This is a genomic window from Aquibacillus kalidii, assembly GCF_014280935.1.
Lineage (GTDB): Bacteria > Bacillota > Bacilli > Bacillales > Amphibacillaceae > Aquibacillus_D > Aquibacillus_D kalidii.
Map to the genome: position 1 here is coordinate 58208 of NZ_JACLZI010000036.1, position 21933 is coordinate 80140.

Genomic DNA, 21933 nt, shown 5'->3' on the forward strand with positions numbered 1-21933 from the left:
ATCCTATATAGGTAAAAAGGACAAGCTTATTACAAGCATGTCCTTTTTAATCCCTTTTATTTCACATCTAACACTAAGATATTCACTGAATTTGCTGAAAGCGTAACAACAGCAGAATCTTTTTCCAACTTAATTTCTGTTTCAAATGGCACAACTAATTCCGCGCTCTTTTTGTTTACATTAGGTGTATGGACAAGAGATTCTTCTCCAGTTACTGTAATCATTCTTCCCTCTTCTGCAACGTCAAGGTCTTTCAATATTACTTTTGTTGTTTTCTCAAATGGATCTGCATTGACAAGCTTTACATAAACATGATTTTCATCTTTTGTAACGGAGTTGAAAATATCACGATTATAAGCTTCTAATTTATAGTCCAGTACTTTACTTGTAAAAGAGCCATCTGTATAAGAACAGATAAGACGATCACCTGTACCACCGCCATAATCAACCGTAAAGTCATAAGGCGTATTCTCACTTAACTCTTCATAGCAGCTTGATCGTAAGTTACCTGCAGCTGTACTCGATGAATAATCACCTAAGACGTAACCCTCTATTCCCTCTTTATACACCTTCACACCTGTAGCGTTTCCGTTATAACCTATCGCATACTCGTGTACATTCTTTTTCTCAGGTGAAATATCTGTTAAGCCGACTCCGATATAGATACCGTCGTTTCCAGATACTTTTGTCGCGTTTACTTCTACTTTATAATTAGTCCAATTTTCATTGATTATATAGATACCATTTAGCCCATCGTCTTGTGCCTGTAAAACCAGTCCTTTTTCTGGATCAATTGTAAACCCAACGGAACCAGGAATAACTTCCCATGATGGGTTTAGTTCTTCGGTAAAATCTTGTTCCAGTAATACGGCTCCACTAATGTTATCAACAACTTTTACATGTTTTACATTAATTTCAGCATTCCCTGTAGCGATTTCAATCCCACCACGTGGAACAAACTCGGTTAATTTTCCATTTTGGTAAGCTGAGAAAGAAGTATCTAACAGTTTGTTTCCAAGATATTTTCCGAAAAGTCGCTGAACATGATAATTTGGTGTGTACCAAACTGTTTCATCATCAAACCAAATTAAATCTGGAGTCCAACGATAAGTTCCGTCAGTTAGTACTTTGTTAAATAACGGTGCATATGCAGCTAATCGTACGACGTCAGAATTTCTTTCGAATCCTGTCATTACTGCTGCTTCAGCAATCGCGCCAGCTAATGTATTCTTATCCGTAGAAGCAAATTCTCCTACGAAAACCTTTGATGTTTCTCTTTCGTTGATATTCCCGTCTTGCTCATAAGCTCTATAGTAATAATTATATCTGTCCGCATTGTTTAATAAATACTCATTAGAACGGTAGTAGTGCTCATCTGCAATTGTATCCATATAGTTTGGCTGCTTTTCATACCAAGTCACAGTTTCTTCCATTACGTTTTTACCATCCGTAAAGTTTACAGTTGCTGATCCTTCTAAGTTACCACTTAGGAACTTCCAACCTTCTTGGTAAGCATCATCGTCTGCTTGTGCACCAACAGTCGAAAGGATGTGTAATTCGTATCCAGGATAATGCTTGTCCATATATTCATCAATCGCAGCTTTAAAGTATTCGAAATTAGCAAAGAACTCCGTACCCCAGTTTTCATTTCCAACTCCTAAATAATGGAGATCAAACGGTGCTTCATGCCCCATATTTTTACGTATAAGAGCCCACTCGTTATTTTCGAAGTCAGTACTAATCGCAAAATCAATTAGATCAGTAAAGCTTTTCACAAAATGATCTCTAAGTTCCCCACCTGCAGGATTGACATAATCTGATCGAGCTTGACAGAGAACACCACAAGCCATAACAGGAAGTGGAGTGGCATTCAAGTCTTCGGCTAATTGGAAGTACTCCATGTAACCAAGTCCCATCGTCATCATGTAACCCCATACATTAAAGTTTTCTTTACGCAACTCAATATCACCAATAGAGTCCTTCCATTCATATACATTGTCCCAAATATAGGACCCTTCTGAAATACATCCCCCAGGGAATCGCAAAAATGTTGGGTGTAAGTCAACTAGTGCATGGACCAAATCTTTTCGAAGTCGATAGTTTGGATTTCCTTTGTAATTTGAATGGGCCGTTTCCGAACGGTCTTCCTCAGTAGCACCCCAAACATCTTGTGGCATCAAGGATACCATGTCGACAGAAATATCACCATTAAACGTTAAAGCTAACTGACCTAGTACATTTTTCGCTCCAGTCAAAACAAGCTTCGTATCAATTCCGTATTTATTCCAGTTGTTACCGCTTTCTATTTGAACCGTTACAGTGTCACTGATTGCTTTACCATCTTGGTCTTGAAGTTCTATGTCGATGCTACCACCAGATTCTGATTTTGCCCATAACGTTAAGTTGTAAGCATCATCTTGTTTAATAAACATCGCACATTGATGGTTGGAATCAGTAAAACCTTTATTTATAATGGTACTCCCATTTGGTACCGTTATATAATGAGAATTGACATCTTTATCAGAAATACCAAAGAACTCGTTCAATCCTCCTGTACTTTTCACCGTTACTTTATCCATATCACCAAACCATGCATGCAATGGTTCATGATTTCTACCAGTAGAGCAACCGCATTCACCAGATGTATGGGAATAGGTATCAAATACAAATGATTCGAAAGAACGGTTTTGTACTAACTCTGCATAAATACCACCGTCTGCAGCGTTATTAATGTCCTCATAAAATAGTCCGTATAATATTTCGCTAATATCTAAAACCTCATTACTTCCGTCAATGGTTAAATGATGAGAAGGAATATTCTTAGGAAGTACGGACACGGTAAATGCTTTTTCAACTGTGTCATTTCCTATACTTAAATGAGCCGTTAGTGTTACGCCTTTTGGAGCGTCAACCTCTCCTACTTCCCCATTGTTTGCTATCGCAGTAGAATCACTAGATGTCCAAGTTACGTTAACCTTTCCACCCATTAGGGAAGAAGGCAATGTAAGATCCTTTGTTACTACTTTTACAGGAAAAGATAAATATTTATCCTTAGCAAGCTGAACGATTTCCCCATCTGTTAGTGATTCACACATAACCTCAATCACTTGATCATTTGATAAACCCGCTTTGTATATACGGAAGTCTGCTAGTGATCCATTAAAATCTTCATCAGCTTCATGTTGTGATCGTCCAATATAGTTATTACGATATACAGTCGGATCAGAGAACGTTTCAAACCAATTGCGTAACTTCTTGTACGTACCACTAGAAGTTTGACTGATCGATCCATCTGCTACTACTTCCCCGTTTACATAAACAATAGGTCCAGCACTACTTAACGTACCACCCTCCGTTCCTGTTACTGACATGGCAACGTGAATCCATTCGCCTGAACCATATGTCCTTCCAGCATCTGCTACAAGGTCTGCATCCGAAAAACAAACACCACGCAAATTTCGTGATAAGAACATATATGGTCCTGTGGAACCTTTACCAAAATCAAAAATTCTCTCCCAGACATTTGTTCCTTTTCTTAAGTAAACCCAAGTACTTACAGTAATTCCCGTTTGATCATTAATGTCTTCTAGAAATCCCGAAGGAAGCTTTAAATATGAAGATCCGTTTTTTCCACCTTCCAGCGTGACAGCTTTTCTTCCGCCTACTGATTGTATGCTAGGTTTTGTTATACCCTCTGTTACGGCGTGGTGTTGATTCTCCGAGCTGTCTTTACCAACGTTGGTCGGATCATCAAAACTATAATGTGCAATGATTCGATCTTTAAATGAAATATCTGCCTTGTTTCGTTTCATGGATACTCTCCTTTGACGAATAATATATAAGTATATAAGTACAACTTATTTTAACACACATCATATATTTAAACTTGTACTTATAACTATTATAATAGTAAACCACAAAAATCCCAATAATTTATCATCATTTTTCATAAAAAGTATAAAGATTGTATTTACTTATCAATCGTAGTAGTTACTTTATATTGGCTAAAATAAAAATTTCGCAATCAAAAAGGTTAGAAAAATAATTTCCTAACCTGTACTATCTTATAGGCAACTATATATAACGGATCGTAACCTTGGTTGCTGATATGCCTCAAAATTAGGAAACATTTGCTGCATATAAACAGCCGATAGTTTTTCTTTAGGGTCGATCAGTACCCACGTGCCTGCTAGACCTGACCAACCGAATTCCCCGATAGAGCTATTAGCCCCTCCTTCTGCTCGATCAATCATTGTTCTAACACCCAACCCGTAGCCGTAACCGCGAAGATAATCCCAATTAAAATATGTCATTTGTTCAGCATTTAGGTGGTTTGTTGTCATAAGCTTGATCGTTTTTTCTCCAATTATACGTTGTCGATTCCCAACCCCACCGCACGCAAGCATATGTGCGAAACAACTGTAATTACTTAATGTTGATAAAAGTCCAGCCCCACCTAATTCCAAGCTTGTATCAGGGTGAAATTGTTCATCAACGGATAGATTTTTTGTCAATATTCCATCCTCACTCCTGTTATATAGGCTAACTAAGCGATGCTTTTTCTCTTCTGGTATTTTGAAGAAAGTATCTTTCATTTCTAAAGGATCAAATATATTCTCTTTTAGGAAATCTCCAAATGTCTTTCCGCTTACCACTTCAATTAGCACTCCTAGCACATCGTGACTTAAGCCATAGCGCCACTGTGTTCCAGGGTCAAATGCTAAAGGAATGGATGTTAACGCTTTCGATAAATCGCGAATCGTTACCCTTTTATCCTCCATTAATGTGCCCATTAGACTACTAATCTGTTGTTCTGTCTCATCACCATTTCCAGGGTATGGCAAACCAGAAGTCATGGTAAACAAATCTTTTATCCTAATAGGTCTAGTTGATGGGAATGCGTAAACCTCTCCGTGTTCATTAGTCCTGTTTACTTGGATGTTTTTATACTCAGGTAAATAGTTTTCAACAGGATCGTTCAATAAAAACAGCCCACGCTCATATAACATTAGAGCTGCGGTACACGTGACTACCTTAGTCATAGAATAAATTCGAAATATACTCTCATCTGTAATAGGAGTCTTTGTTTCTATATCCGAATAGCCTATGTAATCTTCAAACAATTTCTCACCATCACGCATAACGTTTAAAGAACATCCTGCAGGTCCTTTTTCTACAAAACTATTTAACAACGGTAGTAGTTTCGATGATAATTCCATTCCTATTCCCCCTATTCACCTAATATAATAAGACACTGTAAAAGATTAAAATCATCCATTTCCTAACAGTTTCAGCGAAATACGTCACTATTCTAGTATGACAGAAATGTCTATTTTTTATTTTGTAATATTAATATTCGATTCTATTTTTATAATCCCTCTTTTTACTTTTTTCAATATCGATATATTTCGTACTATATTCAATAACGTCATTTATATTTAAGCTGTTCCTCTTAGCAAATTCTTTGACGGTTTCTAACAACTCTTTGTCATAGGTGGTTTTGTATTGTACGCGATCTTTTGGTCTTAGCTCTTTATTATAGGAAATCGTACCATGGTCAATTAAATGTTCCAAGCCACTCTCCAACAAATAATTAGCATACGTATCATTATTTAAAGCTATGTCATTAAGTTCTTCGATTATGGATTTACTTATATTCGTCCGAAACTTCACTCTTTTTTCATCCGTTGTTTGAATTAATCTACCGTTAACTTTTTTCCACATAGTCAGTCTCCCTAAATTAAAATACTATACCTTTATTATAGCATGATTGAGTGCTTTCAAATTTCAGGAACTAAACATTCGTTTATAGTCTGGTTCATCAATTGCCACAAAACCAAACGGTTGTCCTCCTCTCTATAATAAATCTGTCATACATTAGTATAAGAAACAAAGGAGGCGTTATTTTGTCAATTAATCGTTATCATGGACTGTGCCAGAAAAATCAAGGACGTCCTGTTCAAATTAGAACAAACAGCGGAGAGATTCATAGAGGAATAATTCGTCACGTAACAAAAGACAGAGTTTATTTACAACCCCTTGGACGGAGAGCTAATTTAGGTGGTTATGGTTATGGATATAGAGGCTATCGTGGTTACGGATACGGTAGTGGATGGGGCGTTGCGTTAGCTGCTATTGCTGCATTTGCCTTTTTACCTTTATTCTTTTGGTAACTAACTCAAAAAGCTATCCTTGAGTTCGGATAGCTTTTCCTTACATATCATTTTTCTACATATCAAGATTGTGATCGAACAAGGATAGAGCAATCTCCTAATTTGCCTTGTTTATACCAGATCTTATCCCCTTTTCCAGAATGTGATTCGTCACTAAATCGGACTACGGTTGAGAGTTTAATCCCCTAAGATCCAATTTGGAAATTATGTTAACATGGAATAAAATGTAACTAAATAACCACGGATTTGTTAAAGAAAGTATAAACCATTTATTAAAGCACCAATAATAATAGTAACTGATATTGGAATAAGAAAGGAGTTTTTAAAATGGAATGGTTAATGATAGTACTTATAATTATTGTAATAGGAGCTGGACTTTGGGGATGGATAGCTAGAGCGAAATGGTCAGACGAGCAAGCTAAGAAGATTAAGCGAGATGATGATTAATTATAACTAGCTGATATTAAACTATTCACATCCACATAATGGCTTGCAATTTCTTATCAAATATAGGCCTATCATAGTTTATAAGATTATGATTAGCTAATACATAGTAAGGAAGTAAGAAGTTAAGAAATGTTAAAAACACCTCGACAGTTAGAAATCAAAACTCTAACTGTCGAAGGCGTTTAATACTAATTTCTGAGCATGTATAGTTCCACAACTATTTTGTGGATTGAACTAGTAAATATATAGAACCATTTTACTTTTTATTCTTCTAATAATGTAACTCTAAATTCTCCCACTTCTCCCTTATTATATAAATTAGTAATGGAAGTCGAGTAATTGACTATTTTGCCTTTAAACTCCAGATCACGTTTGGGTACTTTTACATGAAAGGAGCCTCTGTAAAGTAAAGTCGATACATCATGATATTGCTCATGTGTAACCTTAAAAACAACTGTAATTTTATTTATATTATTTTCTATTTCTTCATCGTACTTTGTCAGGTGGAGCAAATAATCATCTAAATATATCTCCGTAACCATCTGTTTAACTCCTTATTCCGTCTAGATTTACAGAATACTATTCCTTTGTAAATTGCTTTGTACTTCTAACTGTATCAATTGGCCTTACATAATTTTCAATTTCTTCACGTTTTGCCTCTAGGAACGGAGGTAAAGAAAGTTTTTCACCTAGTGTCTCATATGGCTCATCCCCCATAAATCCTGGACCATCTGTAGCAAGTTCAAATAAAATCTGTGGTGCCACACGAGCATAAAGCGATTTAAAGAAGAAGCGATCCACATACCCAGATGTTTGAAAACCAAATTTGTGATACCACTCATCCCAGGCATCTAGTGCAGCACGGTCTTCTACCCGAAAAGCTGCGTGGTGAACAGTTCCAAATCCTTGTTGGGCTTGAGGAAGAATAACATTATGTTCCACAATTACTTGAGCACCATTTCTGCCTTCCCCAACCTCAAATAAGTGAAAGGAACCATCTTGATCTATTTCTTGGAATAGTAAAACTTTTTCCATCATCTCTTTAAAATAATCAAAGTTTTGAATCCGAACAAAGATTGGTCCTAGACCTGTTATGGCATATTCAAGTGGAATAGGTCCGTCTTGCCATGGTGTACCTGATTCTACCCCCTGATTCTTTTCGTCAGATATTAATTGGTATTGTTGTTCATCAAAATCTTCAAAGGAGAGTGTTTTTTTGCCAAATTGCTCCTTTATACCTGTATGTTTGATTTCCAATCTATCAAAACGCTTTTCCCAATATTCTAAAGCGGCATCACTTGGTACCCTGAACGATGTTTTAGATATTTCATTCGTTCCATGTACCCCTTTTGGAATACCTGGAAAATCAAAAAACGTCATATCAGTCCCAGGGCTACCAGTGTCATCTGCGAAAAACAGGTGATACGTTTGGATATCATCCTGATTAACTGTTTTCTTTACTAATCTCATTCCTAACACGTATGTAAAAAATTCATAGTTTTTTTCCGCACTACTAGTTATAGCTGTAACATGGTGAATTCCTTTTAACTGATCCATTTATATTCCTCCAACTCTTTATAACAAACAATATTATGCTTTTATATTCCCTTATATAAGGATGGAAATACATTTTATGAATCAAGTTTATCATCGAATTTATCTTTAATTCAAGATAAATGTTCTGTTATTACTATATAACCTATTCTATGCCCTAAATCATGGCTAATTATATCAACTATTACAGTATTCACTATCAAATAACTTAATCATGAAACTTTTGCAAATTTTCTTCTTCTTGATTTACCTAAAAGAATAAGTACCAATATAATGTTAGCGCTAGAGCAAAGTATAAAAAACCAAGTAAATAATTTTCCGCCTAAAGTAGGTGAATCCTGAATTAGGAACCCTATAAATAATAGTACGCTGCCTAATAAAACATGGAATAAAATTTTCATTTTTGGACGTCGCTTTGTTAACAAATAGGCCGTCATCATTAAAATGAAGGTAAAGCTTAACACCATTAAAACAGGAAAGGTGGGTTTAAATTTTGCTGCATATATAAAGTGATCTAGTTGGGAAATTTGACTAGAACTTGTTATGTTCTCCTCATTGCCCAACCTAGTAAAATCAGCAGAATAATTCCATTCCCATGGATCGTCAATGATTGTGCTTCCCTCATACCAAGTGGCCAAGGTAGCAAATATAAAAGTGGATATAGCTATTAGATAGGATAGTATAAATTTCAACTTAATACCTTCTTCCCAAAAAAGTTTCTCCGTATTAGATATTTTACACTTCTAATATTAACATAAAATTCCAAGTTGTTTTATATGTGAATCACGATCTTATATTATTGTATAATTATCACCTACTAGTATAAAAAAAGATCAATCTACTAGACTGATCTTTTTCAACTTATTTATTTTTTATTAGAACTATTCTATGTACCGATGATATAGCGTTTTAGCTTCTACTACATCCTTTGTACCGTGGATTAACACTCGACCATCTTTAAAAACAACCATTCTGATTGCACCAGAAGAATAAGACAGTAAAAAATCATTTTGCGAGATCTTACCACCTAGTTTGGAAAGTTTATCAGCGAGTGTGACTAGATCTCTAGGCGTCTGTCTCGGTGGTCTAATTTGAACCGTATCACGGCCGCATAATACAGCTGTTTTTGTTTGATTATCTGGATGTAAATATGGGTAAATTGGGCTATTTCCACAGGAGGTACAGGTACCTCTTCTCAAGCTATCTACATTAATCGCTGTATGGTCATTTTTCCATAAATCAAATGAAACGAGCTTAGATAGCAGTACTTTATCGTCTTCTACTAAAATCTTAAGTGCCTCTGTTACTTGGTGCGCCACGACCATTTGTACTGTAGGACTGATGATTCCCGCTGTATCACATGTCAATCCACCAATTGGGACTGTATGAAGTAAACATTGTAAACATGGTGTTTTACCTGGAATGAATGTATAGCTAAGACCGTAACTACCAACACAAGCTCCATAAATCCAAGGTGTTTTATATTTTTGGGAAATGTCGTTAATGATCATCCTTGTATCAAAGTTATCAGTAGCATCAATTATCACATCTACTCCACGAACTAGTTTTTCCATTTCTTCTACTGAAACATCCATCACAAGCGCATCAATAGTCACATCAGAGTTTATCTGTGTCAACCGTTTCTTTGCAGCTATCGCTTTCGGCAATCGATTCTTTACGTCTTGCTCTGTATATAGCTGTTGTCGCTGTAAATTACTTGATTCTACATAATCGCGATCCGCAATTGTAAGTCTTCCAATACCTGCACGAACTAGTGATTCAGCATTTCCTGCGCCAAGAGCCCCGGCACCAATAATTAATACATGCTTATTTCTTATCCTATCTTGGCCTTTTTTGCCAATAGGAGAAAATAGTTCCTGACGAGAATACCGATTACTCATCCAATACTAATCCCTTCGGTAGGGCTGCTAGCTGATGCATACTGTTTCTTCGGAATCCGCCCAGCTTCATAACCTAATCTACCAGCTTCAATGGCTAGCTTCATGGCTTTTGCCATTTGAACGGGATTTTTGGCACCAGATACTGCAGTGTTTAATAAAACACCATCCGCTCCCATTTCCATTGCAATTGCAGCATCTGAGGGTGTCCCGATTCCTGCGTCTACAATAACAGGTATATTCGCTTGCTCGATGATAAACTTCAAGTTTAGCGGATTAATAATCCCTTGCCCTGAACCGATTGGTGATGCACCTGGCATGATAGCGTGACAACCTAGCTCTTCTAATCGCTTCGCTAACAGTACATCATCTGATGTATACGGTAAAACGGTAAATCCTTCTTTCAATAACTCCTCTGAAGCCTTCAAAGTCTCGATAGGGTCTGGTAATAAAGTTTTTTGGCAACCAATAACTTCCACTTTAATCATATCGCAAAGTCCTGACGCTTTTGCTAATTTAGCTGTACGAACTGCTTCCTCTGCGGTTTTGGCTCCGGCAGTATTTGGGAGTAGTGTGTACTTGTCTAAATCTAGTAGCTCTAAAAAATTTGGCTGACTCGGTTCGAATATATTCATTCTTCTAACTGAAAATGTCAGTACCTCCGTATCTGACACCTCTACCGCTTGTTTCTGTATATCAAAATTCGGATATTTTCCCGTACCTAATAATAACCTAGACTTAAATTTATAATTTCCTATTTGCAACATCTCAACCGCCTCCTACAAAATGAACAAGTTCTAATTTATCTCCGTCAGAGATTGCCGTCTCTTGATGAGTGTCTTTCTCTAAAATAGTCGCATTTAATTCAACAATGACAACCTTGTCGCCCAAACCATAATAGTTTAGTAAACTACCTACTGTTTTAATAGAATCTGAGAGCTCCACACTTTGACCGTTAATGAATAAATTCATTACTTACCTCCTTTTGGTTTACATACAATCGGTCGTGTCTATCCAACCGAAACGCCGATATATCGATTGTAGGAGATTGTCGCTCCATTAGATCTGCCATAACAACTCCAGTTATTGGCGAAAGTAATATTCCGTTCCGAAAGTGGCCCGTGGCAACAAATAAACCCCGGTAGTCTGGATGTTCTCCTAGATATGGTAATCCGTCTTCTGTTTGAGGTCGAATTCCCGCCCATGCTTTTTCCCATTCAGCATCTTTTATCTTGGGGAGTAACTTGATCGCTTTATCCAATAACATAGAAATGCTATGAGCAGATACTTGTTGATTAAACGTGTATGGTTTAACAGAGGCACCCACAAGGATCCGATTGCCTCTCTTTGGCACAAGGTAACACCCATCAGAAAATATCGTCCGTGATAAGATAGGTTTGTTTGTTGTAACAGACAAGCACTCTCCTTTTACCGGATATACATTTAGGTTAAGACCGGTTTCCCTTAATAGCCCCCTACTCCATGCACCAGTTGTCACGACAACATTTTCACTGTGAAAATCGCCCTCATTCGTTTTCACTCCAACTACTCGCCCCTTTTTTAATAAAAGGGATTCCACATCAGTAAATTCTTTCACTTCAGCCCCGAATACGATAGCTGCCTTAATCATCCCATTTGTTAGTTGTGGTGCAGAAACCTGCCCATCATTTTCCAAAAACATAGCCCCAAGTACTTCATCAGACAGATAAGGCTCTCCTTCTAGCAATTGATCCTGTGACATCCACTCCGCTTTTTGGCCTGTTTTCTTTTGTGAGGAGAGGATCTGTTGATAGTCCTCTACCTCTTTATTCGATACTGCAACTTTATACATACCACGGTTGATCAATTCAATATCAATACCACACGTATCCAGAATCTCCTCCGAGAGATTTGGGAACATATTTCGACTTTGAATTGCCGAATAAAACAGCGGGTTCTCTTCCTCCAATTCTGCTTGAACTGCCAACATTCCAGCAGCAGCAGAGGACGCCTTACTTGCAATTCTATCCTTTTCAATTAGTAGAACATTCTGGCCACGTCTAGCTAATTGGTAAGCGATGGAACCACCTATTACTCCACCGCCGATCACAATAGAATCATAAATTTGGTTCATCTTATCACCCGTTTCTTATAGATTTGATAGCATATTTTTATATCTTTTAACGGTCGTTTCTGGGTCCTTATCCTCTAATATCCCTGACATGACCGCTATCCCATCTGCACCAGCATTTAGCACTTGTCGAATATTGTTAGGTTTAATACCTCCAATTGCAATTACGGGAATTGTACTTTGTTTCTTTATATCTCGTAATTTCGATAAGCCAGTGGGTGGCAATCCTGCTTTTGAATTTGTCGGAAAAATATGACCATACATAACATAGTCGGCACCTTGCATTTCAGCTTCCGCTAACTCCTGACTAGAATGTATAGATTTCCCTATCTGCAAGGTAGGATAGTTTTTTTTAACTACAGCTAGTGGTAAAGAGTGGTGTGCCAGCTGAACACCTCGTACCATGGTAATTTGTGCAATATCAAGTCGGTCATTAATCATGATTTTAGATGAAGGAACCCCAGAATCAATCAATCTTGTTACTAGTTGATATATTTCGATTGCAGATCTATTCTTTTCTCTAATATGAATGACGTCTATAAATGGATGAATACAACTAAGAATCGTGAGGAGATGTTCTGTTGTTTGATTTCCCGTTGATACAACATGTAATTGTTTAGCTATTCCTCTCACCTCCATTCCTCTATACAACAAAAGCCACCCCGAAATAGAGTGGCTTTACTACTACATGTTAAATCACATGATACAGCCACTTCCCTACGCTAGTTTTAACTAGATCAGGTTCAAAGGGTTAGGTATAACCATCTCAGTCCGTATAGACACCCCTAGTGAGTTAGAAAAAATATGAAATTATCGGAAAGTCATCCCTCGTACCGAACATCATGTATATCAACATAAGGAAAGTAAATCATCGCTACATAAGAAATGGTAATGATCAAAAGAAAGAAAACAACAAATAAAAAGTCGTATCTCGAAAATCCTAACTGATAATAATACGTACGCTTACTCGTTTGACTAAAGCGTTTAGCTTCCATCGCCACTGCAATTCGGTGAGCTCTTCTAATACTTTGAGCAAGTAAAGGGATGGAGAAAAACTTCAATCTTTCATATAAACCTCTTAACCCTTTATGGTGTTTTACCCCACGTATTTTTAATGCATATCGCAGCGTTTGTAATTCCTCTATCATAATGGGTAATAATCGAATGGCTGCCATAAAGCTATAAGCATATTTTGGCTTTAACTTTAACTGTTGCATAAAGGAATAAAAGAGATAGACAGGTCTAGTCGTTAAAGCAAACGTAACACCTAGTAAAGCAAACTCTATCCCACGGACACCTAGATGCACTCCTCTAAAAAAGCTTTCCTCCGTAATGTGAATGAATCCCCACTTAAACCACGTTACGTCTCCTTTCCCAAAGAAAATCATAGAGGTTGAAGATGTGATAAAGATCAACAGGAAAGGAATAGCGATTAATAAAAGCCGTTTCCATGGATGTCCAGTAAAGCATACATATAAGATTAATGTTCCGAACATCAAATTGACCATCACATTAATATCATGGATAAATAGTAACCCGAGAAAAAGGATGACAATGATTACAAACTTAAAGCTCGGATTAATTTTGTGTAACCAAGTTACTTGAGAGCTTAACTCCATTGTCATTACTTCTCCCTTCATCTGTTATTTTAAGTGAATTTGCAGACCTTTTTATCCATTCATTCGGTGTACAATCCTCTACTAGTTTACCTTCTCTGATTTCCCAAACCCTTGTAGCAAAATTCTCTACAATCTTCATATCGTGTGTCACCATTAAAATAGTGGATCCTTGTAACCTAATCGCTTCTAACTGCTCCAAGATATCAAAGGTATTCCTTGCATCTTGTCCAAAGGTTGGCTCATCCAATAGCAGAAAAGGCTGTTGCCTAACCATTGCAGAAGCAACACTTAATCTTCTTTTTTGGCCTAATGACAACTGATAAGGATGATTCGTTTTAACCTTAGACAGATTATATACGTCTAAACATTCCTCTACTCGTTTATCAATTTCTTTTTGGTTCCAATTCTCTTGTGATAATGAATACGTAATTTCATCGTAAACGGAATTAGAGATAAATTGAAATTCGGGGTTTTGAAAAACAAATGATAAATGCTTAGTGACCTCGTCGACCTTGTTGTATTGTTGTCCATTAATTTTGTACAAGCCTTTAGTTTTAATTAGCTTCATTAAAGCGTGTAAGAGTGTGCTTTTCCCCGCACCATTTTCTCCAATGATCGCAATCCATTCTTTTGAATGAATATCCGCTTTCCTCACCTCAATTTTTTTTTCTTTCCTTCTAAACCCCGTAAACTCAGATAAACAAATCCTTTCCTGGTGACTATCCTTTTCCTCATGATAGGTTTGTTTTAAAGATGAATTCGCTAAGTAATCATCCCATACACCTGGATACCAAATGCCATGTTCACGCAAAGTATCTGTATAATACTTGAAAATGTAATCTTTTGTGCCATCTGCAATTAGTTTTCCGTGCTCATTAAGTAAGATAACTCGATCAACAAAATCGACAATTTTCTCAATGTTATGCTCTACAATAATTAATGTCTTATCTTCACCGATGTGCTTTATTGTCTTCCATACTTCATCGGTACCCTCAGGGTCCAACAAGGCAGTTGGTTCATCTAAAAAAAGCACCTCAGGCTGTAATGCTAAAACGGATGCAATCGCAAGCCTTTGCTTCATCCCACCAGACAATGTTTGAATAGAAGTATGGATATCTTCGAAGGATAATCCAACCTGATCCAGGTTTGCTTTAATCCTTTCTTCCATTTGCTCTCTAGGTATTTGTAGGTTTTCTAATACGAATGCAAGTTCCTCATCTACATATGGCATACAAAATTGGGTATCTGGATCTTGAAATAAGAAGCCCCAAGACGAAGGTGTTGTTACATTATCTGTTTTTATTGGCACTTCAATTGAATCTGGGATTAAACCAGTTAACACTTGTAACAGTGTAGATTTACCAGAACCTGACGGACCAACAATTAAAACCTTTTCTCCTTTTTGAACAGATAATGAAAAATCTCTAAACAGTAGAGAGTTGCTACCTGGAAATTTCAATCGTAAATTTTCAACGCTTGTAACTACTGTCATCTTATCCCCCTATCTACTGATCCAATGCCTGATAATCATCTTTGGATATTGGTCGTACCAAATTCGTTACCCCTGTTTTTTCTAAAGCAATGACAATAAAATGAGCGAAAACACCTGCAATCAGAATACCGCCTAATATTCGTGCACCAAACATTAGTCCTAGATTCCAAAGCGCTAAATCTTCAACATATCCATAAAAGTAATCAATGATAATGGAAGCTAGTGCTGATGCTAATCCTGCTAATGACACAACCCATACTCCAAATCTTTTATATCCAAATGCCATAAAAATAAGTTCTGCTGCTAAACCTTGACCTAAACCAAAAATAAGAGTTGTTACTCCCCATTCTCCTCCGAAAATAAATTCACCATGTGCTGCAGCAACTTCTGCCAATAAAGCAACACCCGGTTTTCTAACAATTAAAAATGCCACAGTTGCTGCAATAAACCACATCCCATAAATGAGTTGTTCAGCATGTAAGCCTACGGTAGAAACAACTCCGTATAAAGGACCCCACAGTTTATAAATAAGTCCAAAGATAAGAGAAATAATAATTGTTACTAAAATGTCGGATAATTTTAATCCTTTATTCATTTGTCATCCATCCTTTAATTTGATAGTTTAATAGGCCAGTCTTCTAAGTTATAAGCCATTTCCCAAAATCCATATTCATATTGACTGCTAATTACGAAATGTTCTTCCATTCGTTCTAACTCTTGAGCACTAGTGTTTCTTGCTATTTCATCTAGTCGATCAATTTGTTCCTCTACAAGATTTCGGAACCAGTCTCCGCCATACGCTTCTATCCATTTTTGATAAATAGGCTCTTGTGGATTATGCATTTTCAATCGTTCTCCAATTTCATAATATAGCCAATAACAAGGTAAGATGGCAGCGAGTAAATCGCCTAAATGACCACCGAATGATGCGCGATACATGTGCGAGGTATAGGCATAGGCCGTTGGTGACGGTTTAAAATTACGCTGCTCTTCTTCGGTAATGCCTAAAAGCTTCGAGAAGGTTCGGTGTAACTCTAATTCTGCTTCATATGTACCTTGTGCATGAATGGCCATTCGATTTGTTGTATGCAAATCTTTTGCCAATGCCCCGCCTAAAGACTGAACTCTGGCAAAGTGTGATAAGTAGTACGCATCCTGCATGACATAATACTTAAAATTTTCCAATGGCAGATTTCCATCACCAATGCCTTTTACAAATGGATGATCGAAACTTGCCTGCCAAATGGGATCGGCAACCTTCCTTATTTTTTCTGAAAATTTCATCCTCATTCCCCTTTTCTAAGATTTGCAACCCATAGTAAAATACAAAAAACCCACTTTCTAAAGCCGTTAGGGCGCAAAGAAAGTGGGCATAATCGGAATATTTCATATAAAAGCACAGTAATACAAAATTCCGTCATTCCACTTCCCTACGCTGGTATGATCCAGATCAGGTTCTAAGGGTCTTAAAGTATCACTTTAATCTCAGTCTTAACAAAGACACCCCTAGTGGGTTGCTAATTTATTCAATTTTCGTACTTATCATATCATGATTCTAAATATTGTCAAACAGAATTTAACACTTTTGGCAGAGGTTCATCATATACAAACGCTTATTAATAGTTAAAGCCCAATCCAGTGTTAACTATTAAACTTCCGTACTAAACCATTTAATTTCGTAGATAAGCTTGTTAATTGACTAGCATTTGATGCAATTTCTTCCATTGTTATACTAGTTTCTTCTGTTGTTGCGGAAGCTTCTTCTACACTTGCTGCAGATTCTTGCGCGATCCCGGCTACATCTTGTATGGCCGTATTCATTTGTTGACTATTTAGGGATATTCCTTGTAAATTTGATTTTACTAGTTCGATATTATCAGCCATTTCTTCAACAGAGTCACTTATCCGCTTAAACATGTCCCCAGTTGTTCTTATTTGCTTGGTCCCTTCTGTAACCTCCCTGTAACCATCCTTTAGGGAATTTGTTACATTTCCCGTCTCCGTTTGAATTGTTTTGACAATCGTAGTAATATCTTTGACAGAATCTCCTACTTGTTCCGCTAATTTACGAACTTCGTCTGCTACAACCGCAAAACCTTTTCCATGTTCCCCTGCTCGAGCCGCTTCAATAGCAGCATTTAAAGCTAAGAGATTAGTTTGATCTGCTATATCTTTAATAACGGATACTAATTTTGTAATTTGTTGTGATTGGGTATCTAATCCATTTACTTTTACAACTGCCTCTTTTACGATGCGATCAATTCTAGCCATCTGTTCAACGGAGGTATTCATCAATTGTGTTCCTTCATGGGTTAAATGTATAACAGCTTCCGACGACTGATGAATACTGTCACCACTTCCGCTGGTTTCATCTACCTTACTCGTGTAAATAGCCATTTTAGAAGAAAGATCACCGACATAGCTAGCCTGTGACTCAATACCAATTGATAATTCTCCCATAGTAGTAGCAACCTGTTCGGAACCAAGTTTGACTTCATTAGCTGAATCTGTTAACACATGACTTTGCTTGTCCAATTCATCTGATATTTCCAATACATCATGAATCATTGCCCTTAAATTCGTTCCCATTGTGTTCATACTATGTGCAATTCGACCTATCTCATCATTGCCTTTATAATCAATTTGGTCAGTGTCAAGATTACCACTTGCAATTTGGTTACTTACTTCCACTACTTGATTTAAATGTTTAGATATGGATCTACTAATGACGAAAACTAAAATACTCCCAATGATTACAGATACTAACATCGAAACGATTAACGTGATAAATGAAGTTTGTTGACTTATTTGGACATTATCAACAGCTATTTGTTGCTCTTGAATGACTAAGTCACTAATAATATCTATAATTTCATCGGAATCAATAAACAACCTATCCAGTTCAAGTGCTGTTCTTTTGGCAGTTACAAAATCCGCCTCTTTTACAGCAGGTTTTATTACTTGCTCAAATTGTTCATCAATCGTTTGATGATTGGTTACTACTTGTTGAAGTAATTCTTGTTGTTCGGGTGTTTTTAATTGCGAAGTTACAGATTCCACAATACTATTAAACTGCTCTTTACGATCTTCGTATTCCGCTAAGTATGTTTCCGTAGAATAATGAACGTAATTTGCTATACGTAACCCCATACTTTCAGATAATGTATTCAATTCCGTTATTTGCATCGCTTTATCACTGCTAGTAGCCATGTCTTCTACGTTACCACCGATATCATTAACAAGTTTCGTAACGACAACTGTGGAAATACCAAAAAGTAAAAAAATAATAATTAATGAAAGACCATATTTTTTACCAATATTCAATTTCGAGAACAAACCCCTACCTGTTTTTTTCGGTTTAAAAAACGTTACTTTTCTCTTTTTCTTCATAGCACCCAACCTCCACAAATTTGTTATCGCTTACATTTTATGTGTAATAAAATCAACTCCCTATCTGTTGCCATCCACTTATACGTATAAATATTACTAACTATTAAGGTTGACATAATTATATCATAAAAATTTTGTTACCTTATAGAAATATACGTACAAGGTGGATGGTCATCTTATGTAGTATATTATTAAATATATCACATTTACACCATTATTCAACATAATTCGATAAAATATGTACGTACATATGGAAACTGTATGAACATAAAGAATAACCCATATCAATTTTCCGAAATGGGTTATTTATTCTTAAGAGTAATTATCACTTTACTCCAGATTATAGTTGCTTTTATAAATTGGACTTAATTCACTCCATACATCAAACATATTATTGTCTAAATCCCAGAAGACAAAATTTTGTCCTGAATGTCCCCTTTTCTCGATTGGCCCAACTTTTACATTCGTATCTTTAAATATCTTATACATGGATTCAAGTGCCTTCAAGCCGTCAACTTCAAATGTTAAAGAAAAATGGGGAATGTCATGGATCGTTGTAAAGTTAGCGGTTTCCTTTTCAATTGCCTTTACTAAGAAAAAACTTTGATTTGCAAAATTAACAATTGCTTTATCTTCATCTTCATAGCTAAGCTTTGCCCCTAAATTTTTTTGATACCAACCACTAGCCTTTTTAACATCACTTACTGGTAAATAAGTAGTCCCTACTCTTATCAACTTTTCACCCATTATTAACCCCCTTACCATTCTTAACAGTGCGGTTTTAATCCAATCTAATTCTTCATCCACTCCATTGTACTAGTAATAAATGTTATATAACGAAAGTATGGATATGTTTAACTATTTGCTATAGCACGTATACTAATTAGTTGTGTTCATTAAGCTAAAATATTAAAAAGCTCTTTCTTCACTTGCCATTGTAGCGGCTCCCCGTTTAAGTACCGCTTAAACTCTTCTAGCATATAGTAGCCCATTCTTCCGCATTCATCGCCCTCACTTCCAGCTAAATGTGGTGTTAATACCACGTTTTCTAACTGATATAGTGGGGAATCTTGACTTGGTGGCTCTGGAAACGTTACATCCAAGACGGCAGTTATATCTGGTCTATCCTGTAAAACCTCAATCATTTCCGGTTCTCTTACAATAGCACCTCTAGAAGTATTGATAAAACTAGAATTAGGAGGCATAACTGAAAAGTGTTCTTTTGTAATCATGCCTTCCGTTTCTTTTAGTAGAGGGGCATGTAAAGAAACTACATCAGACCGTTTGAAGGTTTCTTCCAAGCTGCATAGCTCAACACCTAACTGTTTAGCTTCTTCATCGCTTATGTATGGATCATAACCGATTATGTTTATATCAAATGGCTTCAGCAACTCACATACAATTCTTCCAACAGTACTTAACGAAACGATTCCAACAGTACTTCCAAAAGCACCTGGAATGTTAAACGGTTTTTGGGGGAATTGCTTGGTTTTTCTAATACTTCTCGTATACGCCCACCCATTCTTTAAGCAGAATAAAATTTGTGATAATGTAAATTCTGCAACTGGAATCGCATTTGCCCTAACAGCATTAGTCATTAGAAGATTACGATTCCAAGTTGCTTCTGTTACGATATTCTTTAACGATCCAGCAGCATAGAAAAACGCCTTTAGATTTGGTGCGGCATCAAGTAATGCTTGGTCAAGCTTCGGACCACCCCACCCAGAGAAAATGACTTCTACTTCCTTTAAGATAGAAATGTCCTGTTGGATTTGTTGATTGGTCATAGGTGGTCGATAAATATCTGATATCGCTTCAATTCCTTTCCTCACTTGTTCGGGATACACGATATCAAATGTATCTTGATTCATTATATACAATCCTTTTACCATCGCTATCACCCTTTCTATTTGGTTGGAAACACTTGCATCTATTTAATTTGTTTCGACTAAAAGTTAATAAAGAGCTGAGTCAATTGGTATGAATTTTCCAGACCATGCTTTTTTTGTGGTCCAATCTTCTTCACCTTGCCAGAAGGGATCGTCTGACGGCAAGCCTAATGGGAGAAAAATGGTTGCACACAAATATAAACTACCAGTAGAAATATAAGGTTCTCCCAGATTAGGTTGATGACCATATAATCCTATTTTAAGCCATCCTTCATCATCAAAGGTTCCTGGTATCTCTATCGACCTCCGCATAACTGCTGTCAATGCACAACGTACCTGGGCTGGTTTGAGACTATCATCTAACCTGTGTTGCAAAGCCATTTGTGCTAAATGCTGGAATGCGCCAAAACGATAGGCTATTGATCTTCCTACTATTGGATACGTGCCTTCTGGTGAAATACTTCTTTCCAAAATGACAGCATATCTAATCGCTCTTTCGTGTATAGTTTGTTTCATATCCATCCAATCAGGTGATAGATGGGCAATTTGGTCAATAATATCTACCATCATCGGTTGAATCACAAAACTATTATAGTAATCTGCATGATAAGCAGGCCCATCTCCGTATATACCATCTCCTACATACCATTGTTCATGTTGTTTCAATGCATAGTCTATCCTCATGGGATCCCAATCTTCATCAAACAAAAATAGAGCTGTTTCGATCATCGCTGCAAACAATAACCAGTTGTTGAAAAAGGGTTTTCGGTTTCGTGTTTGTTTTAGTGCTTCTACAACATTAAGTTTAACGGATGGCTCTAGTTTTTCCATTAGCTCTTTAGGAGCACGTACTAAAGCGTGAGCAAGGAAGGCTGCATCAACAATTGGTTGATGTCCCTCTGTAAAATTCATATAATCAGGCGAAGACGGGTCCGTTGCCTCTTTCATGCCAGTTCGAATAAGCTCCGCATAGTGTTTTCTTAGCAACCCTTCTTCTCCGTCATCTGGACCATTTTCTATCCACGGAGCTATACCGCATACAAGTCTGGCGAACGCTTCTAAATGACTATAATCTCCTCGGTCATCCAACGTTCCTTCAACAGGCATCAATTGCTTCAATTGCTGATTTGCAAGGGAACTGAGGACTGGATGAGCAATTTTATCCATTGTTTTCAACCAATAGTCTCGATCATAAGTAGGTAACATATATACACCCCTTTTGTTAGTTTAATAATTTCACTTTTTGGCTAAGACTTATTTCTTTTACTATACATTTTAGTTTGGAATGCCCAGCTAAACGATCTCTGTCATTACAATTACTGGTATAGTATAACTTAGAAATTTTCATTAAAGTTGTTGTA

At 36.8% G+C, this 21933-nt stretch carries 20 protein-coding genes and 2 riboswitches; of the genes, 1 reads left to right on the forward strand and 19 read right to left on the reverse strand.

Annotated features, from left to right (window positions below; all coding sequences use genetic code 11):
* Positions 1-56 precede the first annotated feature (56 nt).
* From H7K77_RS07970 to H7K77_RS07980, 3 genes are all read right to left on the reverse strand, one after another.
* Positions 57-3812, reverse strand: a complete 3756-nt coding sequence (locus H7K77_RS07970; RefSeq protein WP_186577226.1) for an alpha-L-arabinofuranosidase C-terminal domain-containing protein — start codon at positions 3810-3812, stop codon at positions 57-59.
* A gap of 252 nt (positions 3813-4064) precedes the next feature.
* Entirely contained in the window at positions 4065-5219 is a 1155-nt protein-coding gene (locus H7K77_RS07975) for a serine hydrolase domain-containing protein (RefSeq protein ID WP_186577228.1), read from the reverse strand.
* 130 nt (positions 5220-5349) lie between these two features.
* The gene (locus tag H7K77_RS07980) at positions 5350-5724 is read right to left on the reverse strand and encodes an rRNA methyltransferase (RefSeq protein ID WP_186577230.1); all 375 of its coding nucleotides are present in this window, start codon (positions 5722-5724) and stop codon (positions 5350-5352) included.
* 182 nt (positions 5725-5906) lie between these two features.
* Between H7K77_RS07980 and H7K77_RS07985 the strand changes: the two genes are divergently transcribed.
* Positions 5907-6173: a hypothetical protein gene (locus H7K77_RS07985; RefSeq protein ID WP_186577231.1), complete on the forward strand. Its 267-nt coding sequence runs from the start codon at positions 5907-5909 to the stop codon at positions 6171-6173.
* 710 nt (positions 6174-6883) lie between these two features.
* Here the strand turns inward: H7K77_RS07985 and H7K77_RS07990 are convergent.
* The 16 genes from H7K77_RS07990 to H7K77_RS08065 form a co-directional block, all read right to left on the reverse strand.
* Positions 6884-7162, reverse strand: a complete 279-nt coding sequence (locus H7K77_RS07990; protein ID WP_186577232.1) for a DUF3219 family protein — start codon at positions 7160-7162, stop codon at positions 6884-6886.
* 37 nt (positions 7163-7199) lie between these two features.
* Complete coding sequence (locus H7K77_RS07995) at positions 7200-8177, reverse strand: ring-cleaving dioxygenase (RefSeq protein WP_186577234.1); 978 nt, start codon at positions 8175-8177, stop codon at positions 7200-7202.
* A 209-nt stretch (positions 8178-8386) separates the two neighbouring features.
* The gene (locus tag H7K77_RS08000; RefSeq protein WP_186577236.1) at positions 8387-8866 is read right to left on the reverse strand and encodes a YjdJ family protein; all 480 of its coding nucleotides are present in this window, start codon (positions 8864-8866) and stop codon (positions 8387-8389) included.
* 189 nt (positions 8867-9055) lie between these two features.
* Positions 9056-10075, reverse strand: coding sequence for a thiazole biosynthesis adenylyltransferase ThiF (locus tag H7K77_RS08005; protein WP_186577237.1), 1020 nt, complete (start codon positions 10073-10075; stop codon positions 9056-9058).
* Entirely contained in the window at positions 10072-10839 is a 768-nt protein-coding gene (locus H7K77_RS08010) for a thiazole synthase (protein WP_186577239.1), read from the reverse strand. Before H7K77_RS08010 ends, H7K77_RS08005 begins: the two co-directional genes overlap by 4 nt.
* A gap of 1 nt (position 10840) precedes the next feature.
* A complete protein-coding gene (gene thiS / locus H7K77_RS08015; RefSeq protein WP_186577241.1) occupies positions 10841-11044 on the reverse strand; it encodes a sulfur carrier protein ThiS in 204 nt (67 codons plus the stop codon).
* A complete protein-coding gene (thiO, locus tag H7K77_RS08020) occupies positions 11028-12185 on the reverse strand; it encodes a glycine oxidase ThiO (RefSeq protein WP_186577242.1) in 1158 nt (385 codons plus the stop codon). The genes thiS and thiO overlap by 17 nt, the downstream gene beginning before the upstream one ends.
* A gap of 15 nt (positions 12186-12200) precedes the next feature.
* Entirely contained in the window at positions 12201-12833 is a 633-nt protein-coding gene (gene tenI, locus H7K77_RS08025; protein WP_235988878.1) for a thiazole tautomerase TenI, read from the reverse strand.
* 46 nt (positions 12834-12879) lie between these two features.
* Positions 12880-12979: riboswitch (TPP riboswitch) on the reverse strand.
* Between the two features lie 24 nt (positions 12980-13003).
* Entirely contained in the window at positions 13004-13807 is an 804-nt protein-coding gene (locus tag H7K77_RS08030) for an energy-coupling factor transporter transmembrane component T family protein (protein WP_186577244.1), read from the reverse strand.
* Positions 13761-15293 (reverse strand): ABC transporter ATP-binding protein, encoded by a 1533-nt coding sequence (locus tag H7K77_RS08035; protein ID WP_186577249.1) that lies wholly within the window; start codon positions 15291-15293, stop codon positions 13761-13763. The genes H7K77_RS08030 and H7K77_RS08035 overlap by 47 nt, the downstream gene beginning before the upstream one ends.
* 13 nt (positions 15294-15306) lie before the next feature.
* Positions 15307-15888 carry an ECF transporter S component gene (locus tag H7K77_RS08040; RefSeq protein WP_186577251.1) on the reverse strand — a complete coding sequence of 194 codons (582 nt, stop codon included), beginning with the start codon at positions 15886-15888 and terminating at the stop codon, positions 15307-15309.
* Positions 15889-15902: 14 nt separating this feature from the next.
* Positions 15903-16577 (reverse strand): thiaminase II, encoded by a 675-nt coding sequence (gene tenA / locus H7K77_RS08045; RefSeq protein ID WP_186577256.1) that lies wholly within the window; start codon positions 16575-16577, stop codon positions 15903-15905.
* Between the two features lie 126 nt (positions 16578-16703).
* A riboswitch (TPP riboswitch) is annotated at positions 16704-16811 on the reverse strand.
* A 123-nt stretch (positions 16812-16934) separates the two neighbouring features.
* Positions 16935-18683 carry a methyl-accepting chemotaxis protein gene (locus H7K77_RS08050; RefSeq protein ID WP_186577258.1) on the reverse strand — a complete coding sequence of 583 codons (1749 nt, stop codon included), beginning with the start codon at positions 18681-18683 and terminating at the stop codon, positions 16935-16937.
* 330 nt (positions 18684-19013) lie between these two features.
* The gene (locus H7K77_RS08055; RefSeq protein WP_186577260.1) at positions 19014-19430 is read right to left on the reverse strand and encodes a VOC family protein; all 417 of its coding nucleotides are present in this window, start codon (positions 19428-19430) and stop codon (positions 19014-19016) included.
* A 149-nt stretch (positions 19431-19579) separates the two neighbouring features.
* Positions 19580-20575: a hydroxyacid dehydrogenase gene (locus tag H7K77_RS08060; RefSeq protein ID WP_186577261.1), complete on the reverse strand. Its 996-nt coding sequence runs from the start codon at positions 20573-20575 to the stop codon at positions 19580-19582.
* Between the two features lie 63 nt (positions 20576-20638).
* Positions 20639-21778, reverse strand: coding sequence for a DUF2264 domain-containing protein (locus H7K77_RS08065; protein ID WP_186577263.1), 1140 nt, complete (start codon positions 21776-21778; stop codon positions 20639-20641).
* Positions 21779-21933 lie beyond the last annotated feature (155 nt).